The organism is Escherichia sp. MAL-1, assembly GCF_052948035.1.
This window is the reverse complement of record NZ_CM129609.1, coordinates 1104293-1120260: the sequence shown is the minus strand read 5'-3', so window position 1 is coordinate 1120260 and position 15968 is coordinate 1104293. Positions and strand designations below refer to the sequence as shown.

The window sequence follows — 15968 nt, the reverse complement described above, 5'->3', positions numbered from 1 at the left end:
TTTATCGTCCTGTAGAGAAATTATGATGTCCACCACGTTATTTAAAGATTTCACCTTCGAAGCCGCTCACCGCTTACCACACGTCCCGGAAGGGCATAAATGTGGTCGCCTGCACGGGCATTCCTTTATGGTGCGACTGGAAATTACCGGGGAAGTCGATCCGCATACGGGCTGGATTATCGATTTCGCTGAACTGAAAGCGGCGTTTAAGCCAACTTATGAGCGCCTCGATCACCATTATCTCAATGATATTCCAGGTCTGGAAAACCCAACCAGCGAAGTTTTAGCAAAATGGATTTGGGATCAGGTTAAACCCGTTGTGCCGCTGTTAAGTGCGGTGATGGTAAAAGAAACCTGTACCGCAGGTTGTATCTATCGCGGCGAATGATAAGAGTGTGTCGGCGGTCAATTTCCCTTAAGTAACGCTATGTTAGGGTGTTGTGTTCTGGATATCTGGGGCATGACATGGAAGACGACTGCGACATTATTATTATTGGTGCCGGTATTGCAGGCACCGCTTACGCGTTACGCTGCGCGCGAGCGGGTTTATCCGTTTTGTTACTGGAACGCGCTGAAATCCCCGGCAGCAAAAATCTTTCCGGCGGGCGGTTATATACCCATGCACTCGCGGAACTCCTCCCGCAATTTCATCTGACCGCGCCTCTTGAACGACGCATCACTCACGAAAGCCTTTCCCTGTTAACGCCCGATGGCGTAACGACGTTTTCCAGCTTACAGCCCGGCGGTGAATCCTGGAGTGTATTACGTGCACGGTTCGATCCGTGGCTGGTTGCCGAAGCCGAAAAAGAAGGTGTCGAATGCATCCCCGGAGCGACGGTGGATGCACTGTATGAAGAAAACGGCAGAGTCTGTGGCGTTATTTGTGGTGACGATATTCTCCGCGCCCGTTATGTGGTGCTGGCAGAAGGTGCCAACAGCGTCCTGGCTGAGCGTCACGGGTTAGTGACTCGTCCTGCTGGCGAAGCGATGGCGTTGGGGATCAAAGAAGTGCTGTCGCTGGAAACATCCGCTATTGAAGAACGTTTTCATCTGGAGAATAACGAAGGCGCAGCGTTGCTGTTCAGCGGCGGGATCTGTGATGACTTACCCGGCGGCGCATTTCTTTATACTAATCAACAAACGCTCTCGTTAGGGATTGTTTGCCCGCTCTCTTCCCTTACGCAAAGCCGTGTTCCGGCAAGCGAGCTGCTGACTCGCTTTAAAGCGCATCCGGCAGTGCGCCCGCTTATCAAAAACACGGAATCACTGGAGTATGGTGCGCATCTGGTGCCAGAAGGTGGCTTGCACAGTATGCCGGTGCAATACGCCGGTAACGGCTGGCTGCTGGTGGGCGATGCGTTGCGCAGTTGCGTCAATACCGGAATTTCCGTGCGCGGCATGGATATGGCGCTGACTGGCGCGCAGGCGGCGGCACAAACGCTGATAAGCGCCTGCCAGCACCGCGAGCCGCAAAATCTGTTTCCGCTTTATCATCACAACGTAGAGCGCAGCCTGCTGTGGGATGTTCTACAGCGTTATCAGCATGTTCCGGCGCTTTTGCAACGCCCGGGATGGTACCGTACGTGGCCTGCGTTAATGCAGGATATTTCCCGCGATTTATGGGATCAGGGTGATAAACCTGTTCCACCGCTGCGCCAGTTATTCTGGCATCATTTACGTCGTCACGGCCTGTGGCATCTGGCGGGCGATGTTATCAGGAGTCTGCGATGTCTGTAGCCCGTAATCTCTGGCGCGTTGCTGATGCGCCGCACATTGTTCCGGCTGACTCCGTTGAGCGCCAGACGGCAGAACGGTTGATTAACGCCTGTCCGGCAGGTCTTTTTTCGCTCACACCGGAAGGTGACTTACGTATTGACTATCGCAGTTGCCTGGAGTGTGGCACCTGCCGTTTGCTGTGCGACGAATCAACACTACAACAGTGGCGCTATCCGCCTTCCGGATTCGGCATCACCTACCGCTTTGGATAAATAATAAGGATAATTTATGCCCCTCTTACACCTGCTCCGCCAGAATCCGGTGATTGCTGCCGTTAAAGATAATGCCAGCCTGCAACTGGCAATCGATTCTGAATGCCAATTTATTTCCGTGTTGTACGGCAATATCTGCACCATCAGTAATATCGTTAAAAAGATTAAGAACGCCGGGAAATATGCTTTTATTCATGTTGATTTGCTGGAAGGCGCGTCAAATAAAGAAGTCGTTATTCAGTTTTTGAAACTGGTGACCGAGGCGGACGGCATTATCAGTACCAAAGCCTCAATGTTGAAAGCGGCAAGAGCGGAAGGTTTTTTCTGTATTCATCGCCTGTTTATTGTTGATTCAATTTCGTTTCACAACATTGATAAGCAAGTTGCGCAATCGAATCCGGATTGTATTGAGATCCTGCCAGGCTGTATGCCCAAAGTGCTGGGCTGGGTGACAGAGAAAATCCGCCAACCGCTGATTGCCGGTGGGCTGGTGTGCGATGAAGAAGATGCGCGTAATGCGATTAACGCGGGTGTCGTGGCGCTTTCCACCACGAATACCGGGGTCTGGACGTTAGCGAAAAAATTACTTTGACGGGATAATCGTAACCAATTGAATTTGGTTTGATTTGTAGGCCGCACGCCACATCCGACATTCAGCGCCTGATGCGACGCTTGACGCGTCTTATCAGGCCTACAAGTCCCCAGGCCAGAACCGTAGGCAGGATCATCCGGCAACACGTTATTGGCAATCTGCGTGAATGTTTGTCACCAGTGCCTCCAGCACCACTTTCCAGTCATCAACCACGCCAACATCTGCCTGTGAAAATACCGCAGCGCTGGCGTCATGATTAATCGCCACCACAAACTTGCTATTGCGTACGCCCGCCATTAACGCTGCTGCGCCAGAAGCGCCAACAACAATACACACCTCAGGTGCCAGCAGATGTCCGGAAATACCAATCACTTTTTCAGCATCAACGCCACCGTTCATCACTCGCGCCCGACTGTAGCCCACTTCGGCTCCCAGCTTTTCTGCCAGCATAGCGATTTCCTGGTTATCTGCCTCTCCGCCCTGCCCCACCACCAGCACCCGTCTGGCCTCAGCTAATGGGTCGCGGGTAACATTTTTCAGATCCTCTGTGCTAACCAGCCAGTCCGGAAGCGCACCCGGGACAATGTTCAGTTGTTGCATTCCAGAGGGCAACGTGGCGTTTTTCGCTGCTCCCGCCTGACGCGCCAGGGAAAGGCATAGCGGGCGTTTTTCTGTTTGCAGCGTCGCCGTTAGCGCATTTCCCCAGTGGGATTTGCGCACGCTTACGGTTGGAATATCTAACGAAGTCACCTGGCAGATGCTTGCACCATGTAAACGCCAGGCCAGCCGGGTCGACAGTTCATCGCCAAACGTTCCCGGCGGAAAGAGAACAACGTCCGCAGGCGTTCGCTGCCACTGTTCCACCAACGCATCCAGCACCTGTTCCGCCACTACAGGCTGAGGTTCAATCTGCCAGTGCGCCAGGGTACAACCGCTGAAATCCTGCGCCGCCAGCCAGCTTGCTATTGCGGCATTCTCCTGATTTATTGTCACAATTGCGATATTCATGGCTGCATCCTTTGGCGTAAATAGTCCTGCCATAGCTTTTGAGCTTTTTCTGCTACCGTTTGCCCATCAATCAGCGTCGCTCCGCGTCGTTGCTCTGCTCTTGCCAGTTGCAGACACTGCATCGCTGGCATTTCGGCAGCAACAGTTTTACGGATAATTTCTGCTTTCCCCGCAGCCATTCGCTGGCGCATTCCCGGTACTGGCAAGGCCACTTCACCGCACTGACGCACGGCAATCACCGCAGGCAAGCGAACCCGGCAACAACGCAACCCATGTTCAGTACGCTGTTCGAGGGTGGTAAACAGCGCGTCGAGAGTGAAACGCTCCACCTGGGTGAAGCAGGGCCAGCCCAGCATTTCCGCCAGCAAAAATGGCGTTTGCCCATTCTGCCCTTCGCTGCTTTGGCAGCCGGTAATTATCAGATCCAGCGGATTCTGATGCTGCCATTCGGCAATATGGCGAGCGACAAATTCCGGCGCAAAGCGCAGATCTGCCGCCGTCTCCAGCAATACAGCTTCCTCAAACCCAAGAGCCATGAGATAGCGCAGCCAGTGCAATGCCCGTTCATCCCCCATGCTCAACGCTGTTAAAGACATCGGCGTACCGTTTTTTCTCTGCGCCAACAGCAGCGCGGCAGCGGCCTGTTCATCAGCACCGAGTAAACTTCGCAGTAGCGAAATATCCGGTCCGCTTTTACCCTGAGCCGCCGCCTGCCACTCTTTTTCCGCCAGCATTCCGGCATCCGGTTCGGCTTTAAACGCTAACAGAATGTTCATTCGCACCTCCTACATTTCCCGCCGCCACCAGCGGGAGGGCTTTAGTTTCTGGTGCCCATAGCCAGGTCACAACAAAACCAACCAACAACACTGTCGCCAGGAGCAATAAGGTGACTTGCATTCCCCACTGCGCCAGCACCCACGGCAGCAGGCCAGTACTTACCGCCGCGCCAAGTCGACTCATGGCGGTGGCAAAACCGACGCCCAGCGAGCGAATGTCAGTAGGAAAACTTTCCGCAGGCAAAATGCCCACCAGATTACTGACTGCCGAAATGGTGGTGCTGAAGAGAACAAAAAGCAGCAGCGTTAATGAACTGCCGGAAGGCAAACAGGCCATTACTACCAGCGTTGCCGCCAGCAGCAAAAAACTTCCCAGCAAAAATTTGCGATGTGCCAGCAGGTGCGTCAGAACTAATCCCAGCAGCGCGCCCACAATTAACAACGCATTAAGCATCAGGCTGGCAGTCAGCGCATCTTCCAGACCAATAGTCTGGGCGATAGTTGGCAGCCAGGTATAAATCACAAACCATGGGATTACGAGGCAGACAAAGAAGACGCTGTTAAACGCCGTGCGCCGCCAGTAACGCGAAGAGAACAAGGTTTTGATGTGTTTATGGGTCGCCGTTACCACTTCATCGCCCAGTAAAACATGGGGACCAAAATAGCGATGCACGATAGCGTGAGCTTCTGCAAAACGCCCCTGGCGCAGTAGCCAGCGTGGTGATTCTGGCGTTCCCCAGCGTAATAACGTAATCAACAACGCGGGCAGAGCTGCCGATGCCAGTAGCCAGCGCCAGGCCTCCGGGTTTTCGGAAATAAAGTGATGTCCGGCAATACTTGCCAGCACATAGCCTACGGTCCACACCACGCTGAATGCGCCCAGCAAAATACCGCGATGGCGGCGCGGGGAAAATTCAGCCAGCAAGGTGTGACCTACTGAATAATCGCCTCCCAGACCAATGCCAATCAAAATGCGCAGTCCAATAAGATGCTCTGGCGTGGTGGCAAAAAATTGTAAAAACGAAGCAAGCGTAATCAGCAAAAAGCTGAAGGTGAAGATTTTTTGCCGACCAATATGGTCGGAGATCCACCCAAGAACCAGGCTGCCAAGGAACAAACCAAGGAGCGCCGAGCCGCCGATCATTCCCGCCATAAACGGCGTCAGTTGCATGGCGGGCGTAAGCTGAATAATGGCGTAACCAATGACGCCGAGAACATAACCGTCGGTCAGGTGTGCGCCGAAAGTGAGCGCAGCAATGCGGCAGTGAAAACGGTTAAGCGGTAAATCATCCATTCGCACCGGTGAAGTGTTCATCTTTACCCCTTCATTGTCCGGTAATAAGAACGGCTTCTCGCCTGAGAAGCCGAAAAGGCAACGCCCCGTCATCGCGGAACGCTGCCTGACACATTATTTTTCAATCGGATAGATAGTACCCGTATTCATAATGCCATTAGGATCGAACTGCTTTTTCAGCCCTTCCAGCAACGCCCACGCGCTGCCGTGTTCCAGTTTGCTCCAGTGAACGCGATGTTTACCGATACCGTGGTGGTGCACCATCGAACCGCCGAGGCGAATGGTTTCTTCACAGATGATCTTGTTGAGCGGATTGTGGTACTTGTCGATTTCCTCTTCCGGCTTACAGTCAACGACGTTGTAATCGTAGACGAAGTACATGTTGGTGCCGTTCTGATAGCTATGAGAGGAGTGACCGCCCAGCATGGTGATGTCGTCGGCGTGCGGGAACTCAGTACGAATACGGTTAATAACGCTTTCGTAGATTTCGTGGATGCAGCTCCAGCAGCCGGACACTTCAGTGGTAAAGCCCATGTTGCCGGTTTTGAGGATCTGCACACGTTCGGCAGCCACTTTATCCGGTCCCCAGTTCAGGTTGTTAAACCAGGTTTCGATCAGCTTGCTGTCCACGCGCTGGCATTGCGGGTAGCGGGCAACGATTTCCGCAATCCCTTCGCCCGTCGCCTTCGCAATGCGAGGGTTACCTTCAGCCATAAAGATCAGCACGCATTTTCCGTCGGCAAAATGGGTGAAGTGTTGGGTGCCATCTTCAGCGTCATACAAACGAGCGATCGACGGACGATACCCTTCCACCATGATTTCACGCAGGATGTTGAAGCCGGTTTTCATGTCTTCCAGGATATAGCCGTAGAAGAGGTTGTTTTCCGGGGTGAATTTAAAGATTTTCACTGTTACTTCAGTGATATAGCAAAGTGCACCTTCGTTACCGATGATGATGTGGCGAATGTCCGGGCCAGCCGCGCGGCGTGGCACGTTTTTAATACGTGTCACGGTGCCATCAGCCAATACTGCTTCCAGACCAACGACCATATCTTCGATTGCGCCGTAGAGTGTGGAGAACTGCCCGATACTGCGGGTTGCTACCAGGCCGCCCATCTGCGCCAGCGGCTTTGACTGCGGAGAATGCCCCGTGGTGTAACCTTTTTCACGCAACGCGTTTTCCAGCACTTCCAGCGGAACACCACATTGCGCCGTGGCCTGCATATTCTCAATATCAATATTAATGATTTGATTCATGGCGGAGCCGTCGAGCACCACCGAGTTTTCCACAACGGTTTCCAGCCCACCTTCGGTAGCGGAAGCACCGGTACGCGGCACACCGTTAATTTTGTGCGCATTCATAAAATTCAGCACACGGGAGACTTGTTCTGTGGAACCGAGTTTTACGACCGCTGCCGGAATCGGCAAAGTATAAATGCCATGAATATCCGGAAATTTACGAAAACGGTCAATACTGTTCTTCTTTAATACTGTTTCATCGGTAATTACGCGATCTGCACCAACAATTTCCTTTAGCTGGTCGACAATCGCTGCGCGAGATAAAGACATAGTAATTCCTTCCTGATAATAAAAATGGAAAAATCATTAATAAGAGAAAACAGAAACCACCGTTATGGATTAGCGCACTAAATAACCGCCATCGACCACTAATAAATGCCCATTGACATAATTCGATGCCTGACTTGCGAGAAACACGGCTGCACCCATTAAATCCTGAGTATCGCCCCAACGGTTTGCCGGAATATGATCAAGAACGCGCTGATTGGTTTCTGGATTACTGCGTGTCGCCAGCGTAATATCTGTTGCATAATAGCCAGGGGCGATACCATTTACCTGAATATTATATTGACCTAATTCATCACAATAAGCTTTGGTGAACCCGGCAAGAGCATGTTTAGTGGCAGAATATGCGGGTGACCATTGTCCACCTAAGTAAGAGAACAATGAACAGATATTAATAATTTTACCGCTTTTCTGCGGGATCATAATTTTTGCCGCTTCATAGCTTAACTCGAATGCGGCGGTCAGGTTCACATCAATCATCGGATCCCAGTCGGCACGACCGAAGTCCAGCACCTTATTCAGCTTACAAATACCGGCATTGTTTACCAGAATATCAACTGTACCGAAACGCTCACAGCAAGCAGCGATAATCTTCTGCGGCGCGCCTTCTGCGGTGATATCCACCTGCATGAAGTCCACCTCAACACCCTGTTTTTCAATCATTTCCTTTGTTTCGCCGTTATCTTTGACGAAACTAGGAATAAAGATATTTGCGCCAGCTTTGGCCAACGCCATGGCAAATGCCTGGCCTAAACCGCTATTCCCACCGGTAACAATTGCGGTTTTACCTTTCAGTGAGAAAAAATCCATTGAGAACGCATTGAGAGATTCGATTGACATAGTTAGCTCCAATTTCCGTAAGGCAAAAAAAAAAGAAAGGTAACTTCCCCCGCGAGAGGGAAGTTACCTTTCTCATTATCTCTGGTAACTGGAGATAATTTTTAGCATAACGGCATAACTGCTAATGTGATCGTAATCACAGTGTGATATTCGTATTGTCAAATAGTTTTAAAAAGCAGAAGCGTGATTACTCTCACACAACACCTCTGCTTTCCATGTTATTTATTATTTCAATTACTAGAGACCTGAGAAAAGTAATCCACCTGAAAGGGCGGCTTACTTTTCTCTTTTTTTTGTCTATTACAAATGGGAATACGATATGCAACACAACTCATATCGCCGTTGGATAACCCTCGCGATAATTAGTTTTAGCGGCGGCGTTAGTTTCGACCTGGCTTATTTACGTTATATTTATCAAATTCCCATGGCGAAATTTATGGGATTCAGCAATACCGAGATAGGTTTAATAATGAGTACCTTTGGTATTGCTGCTATTATTCTTTATGCCCCCAGCGGCGTTATTGCCGATAAATTTTCACACCGCAAAATGATTACTTCCGCGATGATCATTACCGGATTACTGGGTCTGTTAATGGCAACGTATCCACCGCTGTGGGTAATGCTCTGTATTCAGATCGCCTTTGCGATAACGACGATTTTAATGCTGTGGTCGGTGTCGATTAAAGCTGCATCGTTGCTTGGCGATCATAGCGAGCAAGGGAAAATTATGGGCTGGATGGAAGGGCTGCGCGGCGTCGGTGTAATGTCGCTGGCGGTGTTTACCATGTGGGTCTTTTCTCGCTTTGCACCGGATGACAGCACCAGCCTGAAAACGGTCATTATCATCTATAGTGTGGTTTACATCTTGTTGGGGATTCTGTGCTGGTTTTTTGTTAGCGATAACAACAACCTGCGCAGTGCCAATAACGAAGAAAAACAGTCATTCCAGCTTAGCGACATCCTGGCCGTTTTGCGTATCAGCACCACCTGGTATTGCAGCATGGTGATTTTTGGCGTCTTCACCATCTACGCCATTCTGAGTTACTCCACCAACTATCTGACCGAAATGTATGGCATGTCGCTGGTGGCGGCGAGCTACATGGGGATTGTGATCAACAAAATATTCCGCGCGCTGTGCGGCCCACTTGGCGGCATAATCACCACCTACAGCAAAGTGAAATCCCCTACCCGCGTGATCCAAATCCTTTCCGTACTCGGCCTGCTGACGTTAACTGCCCTGCTCGTCACGAACTCTAACCCGCAATCGGTCGCGATGGGGATTGGCCTGATTTTACTGCTGGGATTCACCTGTTACGCCTCACGCGGGCTGTACTGGGCCTGCCCTGGCGAAGCGAGAACACCGTCTTACATTATGGGCACCACGGTAGGTATTTGTTCGGTGATTGGATTCCTGCCGGATGTCTTCGTTTACCCAATTATCGGCCACTGGCAAGACACCCTGCCCGCTGCAGAAGCCTACCGCAATATGTGGCTGATGGGCATGGCGGCGCTCGGCATGGTGATTGTCTTTACCTTTTTGCTGTTCCAAAAAATTCGTACTGCTGATAGCGCCCCCGCAATGGCTAGCAGCAAGTAAGCCAGGAAAATTACAGGAGAAAAATCATGTCGAAAAAATACATCATAGGGATTGATGGCGGAAGTCAGAGCACAAAAGTGGTGATGTACGATCTGGAAGGTAATGTGGTTTGCGAAGGTAAAGGCTTATTACAGCCGATGCACACGCCAGATGCCGATACTGCAGAACATCCTGACGACGATTTATGGGCATCATTATGTTTTGCCGGTCACGATTTGATGAGTCAGTTTGCCGGGAATAAAGAAGATATTGTCGGTATTGGTCTGGGATCCATCCGTTGCTGCCGTGCGTTATTGAAAGCCGATGGCACGCCAGCTGCGCCGTTGATTAGCTGGCAGGATGCACGCGTTACACGCCCTTACGAACATACGAATCCTGACGTGGCGTATGTCACCTCTTTTTCGGGTTATCTGACGCATCGCTTAACCGGCGAGTTTAAAGACAATATCGCCAACTATTTTGGTCAGTGGCCGGTGGATTATAAGAGCTGGGCATGGAGCGAAGATGCTGCGGTAATGGATAAGTTTAATATCCCCCGTCATATGCTGTTTGATGTGCAAATGCCTGGCACCGTCCTCGGACATATCACACCACAAGCCGCACTGGCGACACATTTCCCGGCAGGACTGCCGGTTGTTTGTACCACCAGTGATAAACCGGTAGAAGCTCTGGGGGCTGGATTACTGGATGATGAAACTGCGGTAATTTCTCTTGGCACTTACATCGCATTGATGATGAACGGCAAAGCACTGCCGAAAGATCCGGTGGCGTACTGGCCGATTATGTCTTCTATTCCGCAAACATTGCTGTATGAAGGTTACGGTATTCGCAAAGGTATGTGGACGGTGAGCTGGCTGCGTGACATGTTAGGCGAGTCGTTAATTCAGGATGCCAGGGCGCAGGATCTTTCACCGGAAGATTTACTCAACAAGAAAGCCTCTAGTGTGCCACCTGGCTGTAATGGGCTGATGACGGTGCTGGACTGGCTGACCAATCCGTGGGAACCGTACAAACGCGGGATTATGATCGGCTTTGATTCCAGCATGGATTACGCATGGATATATCGTTCGATATTGGAAAGTGTGGCGCTAACGCTGAAGAACAATTACGACAATATGTGTAATGAAATGAATCACTTTGCGAAGCATGTGATCATTACTGGCGGCGGTTCGAACAGCGATCTGTTTATGCAAATTTTTGCCGACGTGTTCAACCTTCCGGCACGCCGTAACGCCATTAACGGTTGTGCAAGTCTGGGAGCAGCGATTAATACAGCGGTAGGTCTGGGGCTATACCCGGATTACGCAACGGCTGTTGATAAGATGGTTCGCGTGAAAGATATCTTTATACCGATTGAGAGCAATGCCAAACGCTACGACGCGATGAATAAAGGCATTTTCAAAGACCTAACCAAACATACTGATGTGATCCTGAAAAAATCGTATGAAGTGATGCATGGGGAATTGGGGAATGTGGATTCGATCCAGAGCTGGTCGAATGCGTAAGTGAGGAAGGCCGGGCGGGAAACTGCCCGGCCTGAACATACCTGAATGGTTATCCCCGCTAACGCGGGGAACATAAGTTCGACAACTTAAAAAATGATAACAAGTCCGGTTTATCCCCGCTGATGCAGGGAACATAATAAAAACTTTAACTAGTTCGGTTTATCCCTGTTTTTACAAGGAATATTAACTACACTCGATGTCTTTAGAATAAAAGACAATACGAATCGCACTTTATCAATTTTCACTTAAAGTATGAACTGGATATCTTTATTCATAAGAACTATTCATCAACAGCGTATAGAGGCGGTTATGTAAAACCACTCATTAGCCTCAAAACAAAGACAAACTTCCAGATTTATTACTTAACCAATGAATAACAAGCTTAAAAAATATACTGTTATTCTAAAGAAAAAATTAACAGGCATTAATTCAATATTAAAAAAATAATAGATTAAAATTTCTTAACGATTTAAGAATCATACAAATAACACTTTGATTAAATTTAATTTTTTGTATCGATAATTGTGAACCTCTCTGGCATGGAGAACTATTTTGAACATGAGGTGTTACGTGGATATGTTGCTTATTACAAGTACTGCTAATATAAAAACTTGAGAAAGAGATAACGGGTTATATGGTGGTTTATCCCCGCTGGCGCGGGGAACTCAACATCGGAAACGGCTTCGCGGCGGCGGCGTCCGGTTTATCCCCGCTGGCGCGGGGAGCTCTACGTGAAGAATATTTGCAACACCCGCAAGAACGGTTTATCCCCGCTGGCGCGGGGAGCTCGGCATAGCCAGGCTGATCCGGCGACGGCCTTACGGTTTATCCCCGCTGGCGCGGGGAACACGCCCGCCTCGTCGGTGTATTCCGCGAGATCGCCGGTTTATCCCCGCTGGCGCGGGGAACACTTCAGCAATCTGAAACCAGTTGGCTCGCTGTTCGGTTTATCCCCGCTGGCGCGGGGAACACAGAGCAACAGGTATTTCAAATGGCCAGCCGTGCGGTTTATCCCCGCTGGCGCGGGGAACTCCCCCGGAGACTGGCGCAACAATCCCGACCACGCGGTTTATCCCCGCTGGCGCGGGGAACTCTAGAAATGACTAAAAACGCGAGGCGGCGTAATCGGTTTATCCCCGCTGGCGCGGGGAACTCTAATCTCGTTTGACGATTTCATTGCTGAAGAGCGGTTTATCCCCGCTGGCGCGGGGAACTCATCCCATAAGCGCTAACTTAAGGGTTGTGGTATTACGCCTGATATGATTTAACGTGCCGATGAATTACTCTCACGATAACTGGTCAGCAATTCTGGCCCATATTGGTAAGCCCGAAGAACTGGATACTTCGGCACGTAATGCCGGGGCTCTAACCCGCCGCCGCGAAATTCGTGATGCTGCAACTCTGCTACGTCTGGGGCTGGCTTACGGCCCCGGGGGGATGTCATTACGTGAAGTCACTGCATGGGCTCAGCTCCATGACGTTGCAACATTATCTGACGTGGCTCTCCTGAAGCGGCTGCGGAATGCCGCCGACTGGTTTGGCATACTTGCCGCACAAACACTTGCTGTACGCGCCGCAGTTACGGGTTGTACAAGCGGAAAGAGATTGCGTCTTGTCGATGGAACAGCAATCAGTGCGCCCGGGGGCGGCAGCGCTGAATGGCGACTACATATGGGATATGATCCTCATACCTGTCAGTTCACTGATTTTGAGCTAACCGACAGCAGAGACGCTGAACGGCTGGACCGATTTGCGCAAACGGCAGACGAGATACGCATTGCTGAGCGGGGATTCGGTTCGCGTCCCGAATGTATCCGCTCACTTGCTTTTGGAGAAGCTGATTATATCGTCCGGGTTCACTGGCGAGGATTGCGCTGGTTAACTGCAGAAGGAATGCGCTTTGACATGATGGGTTTTCTGCGCGGGCTGGATTGCGGTAAGAACGGTGAAACCACTGTAATGATAGGCAATTCAGGTAATAAAAAAGCCGGAGCTCCCTTTCCGGCACGTCTCATTGCCGTATCACTTCCTCCCGAAAAAGCATTAATCAGTAAAACCCGACTGCTCAGCGAGAATCGTCGAAAAGGACGAGTAGTTCAGGCGGAAACGCTGGAAGCAGCGGGCCATGTGCTATTGCTAACATCATTACCGGAAGATGAATATTCAGCAGAGCAAGTGGCTGATTGTTACCGTCTGCGATGGCAAATTGAACTGGCTTTTAAGCGGCTCAAAAGTTTGCTGCACCTGGATGCTTTGCGTGCAAAGGAACCTGAACTCGCGAAAGCGTGGATATTTGCTAATCTACTCGCCGCATTTTTAATTGACGACATAATCCAGCCATCGCTGGATTTCCCCCCCAGAAGTGCCGGATCCGAAAAGAAGAACTAACTCGTTGTGGAGAATAACAAAAATGGTCATCTGGAGCTTACAGGTGGCCATTCGTGGGACAGTATCCCTGACAGCCTACAAAACGCAATTGAAGAACGCGAGGCATCGTCTTAACGAGGCACCGAGGCGTCGCATTCTTCAGATGGTTCAACCCTTAAGTTAGCGCTTATGGGAACTCATCCCCTCCCAAAGTTTTTTCATGTTTTCTGGCGGTTTATCCCCGCTGGCGCGGGGAACTCTAAATGAACGACGCACAGGATATAATGCTCGGCGGTTTATCCCCGCTGGCGCGGGGAACTCGTTATCACCGAGTGCAGTAGCCCGCGCGCGCTCGGTTTATCCCCGCTGGCGCGGGGAACTCCCAGGGCGACCAGCGCCACCAGAATTAATAATCGGTTTATCCCCGCTGGCGCGGGGAACTCCCATGGCATTTGGCAAACGTCATCAACATGTACGGTTTATCCCCGCTGGCGCGGGGAACTCGACAGCAAACCAGTTACCCGAACCCACCAGCCCGGTTTATCCCCGCTGGCGCGGGGAACTCCACTGTAATCCGTCGGCAAGAGCAATAAGCCGCGGTTTATCCCCGCTGGCGCGGGGAACTCATGATATCGAGCTATCCATCTATTTGTTTTTCCGGTTTATCCCCGCTGGCGCGGGGAACTCGTGATGACAGTATCGCCGCCGATGAATCAGAGCGGTTTATCCCCGCTGGCGCGGGGAACTCGGCTGGCAACATAACGAACAAAATCAACGTCAACGGTTTATCCCCGCTGGCGCGGGGAACTCATGCTTTTATTCGTCGCGTCTGGCTCAGATTGCGGTTTATCCCCGCTGGCGCGGGGAACTCAGCCATTGTTTAAAAATCTCGTCCCGTTCTATCGGTTTATCCCCGCTGGCGCGGGGAACTCACGTAACGAGGCACTGGACTGCCGAAACTACGCGGTTTATCCCCGCTGGCGCGGGGAACTCATCCTCTTCGCTGCCGAATCCCTCTGTCGTTACGGTTTATCCCCGCTGGCGCGGGGAACTCCACCCATCTTCCCTTATCGCCGGGTCGCGGAACGGTTTATCCCCGCTGGCGCGGGGAACTCTCTAAACATAACCTATTATTAATTAATGATTTTTTAAGCCAGTCACAATCTACCAACTTTACAGTATCACACAAACAACACATCCATTATGTTAAAGAACGCTTAATCCATTGATTAAAAAGGTAAATATTTAAAATAACTCTATACAAACTAAAATCTACCAAACTTTACCGCAATAATTTTCACTCCAACGAAAAATTAACGCCACAGAATTTGTAGAGAATGATAATGATTAGTCCAGGATGGGCAAAATTGAGGTTTTTCAGAGGCGACAAAATATATAAATGAGTAGAAGTCTTTACAGGTTCCACCCATTTATAACGCTTATAAATGTTTAATCAGGCAATATTTAAATATTTATGGGTTTGCATCGACAAACGCCAATTACGCGCAATACAGGTTTCAATGCACAAACGTGTGGCATCATCCTTTTGGCTAATCGGCTGCAGTGCAATGACTCGCGGTTTATCATCGGTCAGCGTTGCCAGTAGTTCATCCAGTGCTTCAATATCGCGTACGCGCCCCACTGGATGCTTGATTTCGTTGGCTCGCTCCAGTGCCTGTGACAACACTTCATAGCCGCCGCGCATGTTCAGCTTTGGCGATACGGTAACCCAGGTATTCGGTGTGCAGCGTACTTCATGAGTACCACTGGTTTCGATCTGGCAGCTAAAACCGTTCTTTTCGAGCAGATCAGTCAGTGGTAGCAAATCATGAATGCAAGGCTCACCACCCGTAATCACCACATGCCGCGCGGTGTATCCCTGGCGACCAATGATAGCCAGCAAGTCTTCACTGCTCGCCGCCCCCCACTTATCACTCTCTTTGGTCTTCGCCAGAATGCTGAAAAGGGAGACTTCCCGATCCTCAAGCTTTTCCCAGGTGTGTTTGGTGTCGCACCAGGCACAGCCAACCGGGCATCCCTGTAAACGAATAAAAATGGCGGGAACGCCGGTAAAGTAACCCTCACCTTGCAGGGTCTGGAACATCTCGTTAATCGGGTACTGCATAGCATTCTCTGTGAAGTGGATAATTGTTAATTATTGCAGATCCTGCCACAACAATCATGTCTTATTAACATTCTGTTACATGCAGATTTAAAGAAAAATGCGAAACATATCGTTAATAATTAAAGGGTGTAACGTATTATGTCAGAAGAAAATAAAGAAAATGGATTTAATCATGTCAAAACATTCACCAAAATTATATTTATTTTTTCTGTATTAGTTTTTTAATGATAACGAATCTAAAATTACCGATGCCGCCGTCAATTTATTTATCCAGATTTAATGAGAAATTTAT

General features: G+C 50.1%; 13 protein-coding genes, 1 pseudogene and 2 CRISPR repeat arrays. Of the genes and pseudogenes, 8 read left to right on the top strand and 6 right to left on the bottom strand.

Going from position 1 to position 15968, the window contains the following annotated elements:
* The first annotated feature begins 25 nt into the window (after nucleotides 1–25).
* The 4 genes from queD to ACU8XX_RS05435 all read left to right on the top strand — a co-directional run bounded on the left by queD (nucleotide 26) and on the right by ACU8XX_RS05435 (nucleotide 2580).
* Nucleotides 26–388 carry a 6-carboxytetrahydropterin synthase QueD gene (gene queD / locus ACU8XX_RS05450; RefSeq protein WP_000108294.1) on the top strand — a complete coding sequence of 121 codons (363 nt, stop codon included), beginning with the start codon at nucleotides 26–28 and terminating at the stop codon, nucleotides 386–388.
* Nucleotides 389–465: 77 nt separating this feature from the next.
* Entirely contained in the window at nucleotides 466–1737 is a 1272-nt protein-coding gene (locus tag ACU8XX_RS05445; RefSeq protein ID WP_240765382.1) for an FAD-dependent oxidoreductase, read from the top strand.
* Complete coding sequence (locus ACU8XX_RS05440) at nucleotides 1728–1988, top strand: ferredoxin family protein (RefSeq protein WP_000109526.1); 261 nt, start codon at nucleotides 1728–1730, stop codon at nucleotides 1986–1988. Before ACU8XX_RS05445 ends, ACU8XX_RS05440 begins: the two co-directional genes overlap by 10 nt.
* Before the next feature lie 16 nt (nucleotides 1989–2004).
* Nucleotides 2005–2580, top strand: coding sequence for a glycerol-3-phosphate responsive antiterminator (locus ACU8XX_RS05435; protein ID WP_001130266.1), 576 nt, complete (start codon nucleotides 2005–2007; stop codon nucleotides 2578–2580).
* Between the two features lie 147 nt (nucleotides 2581–2727).
* Here ACU8XX_RS05435 and ACU8XX_RS05430 read toward each other — a convergent pair whose 3' ends face one another.
* The 5 genes from ACU8XX_RS05430 to ACU8XX_RS05410 all read right to left on the bottom strand — a co-directional run bounded on the left by ACU8XX_RS05430 (nucleotide 2728) and on the right by ACU8XX_RS05410 (nucleotide 8082).
* Nucleotides 2728–3588, bottom strand: coding sequence for an electron transfer flavoprotein subunit alpha/FixB family protein (locus ACU8XX_RS05430; RefSeq protein WP_001299097.1), 861 nt, complete (start codon nucleotides 3586–3588; stop codon nucleotides 2728–2730).
* The gene (locus ACU8XX_RS05425) at nucleotides 3585–4364 is read right to left on the bottom strand and encodes an electron transfer flavoprotein subunit beta/FixA family protein (RefSeq protein WP_016242349.1); all 780 of its coding nucleotides are present in this window, start codon (nucleotides 4362–4364) and stop codon (nucleotides 3585–3587) included. The genes ACU8XX_RS05430 and ACU8XX_RS05425 overlap by 4 nt, the downstream gene beginning before the upstream one ends.
* The gene (locus ACU8XX_RS05420) at nucleotides 4342–5751 is read right to left on the bottom strand and encodes an MFS transporter (RefSeq protein WP_000147666.1); all 1410 of its coding nucleotides are present in this window, start codon (nucleotides 5749–5751) and stop codon (nucleotides 4342–4344) included. The genes ACU8XX_RS05425 and ACU8XX_RS05420 overlap by 23 nt, the downstream gene beginning before the upstream one ends.
* Nucleotides 5752–5772: 21 nt before the next feature.
* Entirely contained in the window at nucleotides 5773–7227 is a 1455-nt protein-coding gene (locus ACU8XX_RS05415; protein ID WP_000059300.1) for an FAD-binding oxidoreductase, read from the bottom strand.
* Nucleotides 7228–7296: 69 nt separating this feature from the next.
* Entirely contained in the window at nucleotides 7297–8082 is a 786-nt protein-coding gene (locus ACU8XX_RS05410; protein ID WP_000021322.1) for an SDR family oxidoreductase, read from the bottom strand.
* A gap of 319 nt (nucleotides 8083–8401) precedes the next feature.
* Between ACU8XX_RS05410 and ACU8XX_RS05405 the strand changes: the two genes are divergently transcribed.
* From ACU8XX_RS05405 to ACU8XX_RS05395, 3 genes are all read left to right on the top strand, one after another.
* On the top strand, nucleotides 8402–9679 hold the full coding sequence (locus tag ACU8XX_RS05405) for an MFS transporter (RefSeq protein ID WP_001164544.1): 1278 nt from the start codon (nucleotides 8402–8404) through the stop codon (nucleotides 9677–9679).
* Between the two features lie 26 nt (nucleotides 9680–9705).
* A complete protein-coding gene (locus tag ACU8XX_RS05400) occupies nucleotides 9706–11184 on the top strand; it encodes an FGGY-family carbohydrate kinase (RefSeq protein ID WP_000039693.1) in 1479 nt (492 codons plus the stop codon).
* 638 nt (nucleotides 11185–11822) lie between these two features.
* Nucleotides 11823–12400: a CRISPR direct-repeat array (repeat unit 29 nt; unit sequence CGGTTTATCCCCGCTGGCGCGGGGAACTC).
* Between the two features lie 59 nt (nucleotides 12401–12459).
* The gene (locus ACU8XX_RS05395) at nucleotides 12460–13572 is read left to right on the top strand and encodes an IS4-like element IS421 family transposase (protein WP_016232034.1); all 1113 of its coding nucleotides are present in this window, start codon (nucleotides 12460–12462) and stop codon (nucleotides 13570–13572) included.
* A 209-nt stretch (nucleotides 13573–13781) separates the two neighbouring features.
* Nucleotides 13782–14666: a CRISPR direct-repeat array (repeat unit 29 nt; unit sequence CGGTTTATCCCCGCTGGCGCGGGGAACTC).
* Between the two features lie 338 nt (nucleotides 14667–15004).
* Here ACU8XX_RS05395 and queE read toward each other — a convergent pair.
* Nucleotides 15005–15676: a 7-carboxy-7-deazaguanine synthase QueE gene (gene queE / locus ACU8XX_RS05390; protein ID WP_001199966.1), complete on the bottom strand. Its 672-nt coding sequence runs from the start codon at nucleotides 15674–15676 to the stop codon at nucleotides 15005–15007.
* A gap of 138 nt (nucleotides 15677–15814) precedes the next feature.
* On the opposite strand from queE, the pseudogene yqcG reads away from it, so the two are divergent.
* A pseudogene (gene yqcG / locus ACU8XX_RS05385) lies at nucleotides 15815–15956 on the top strand (cell envelope stress response protein YqcG).
* Nucleotides 15957–15968 lie beyond the last annotated feature (12 nt).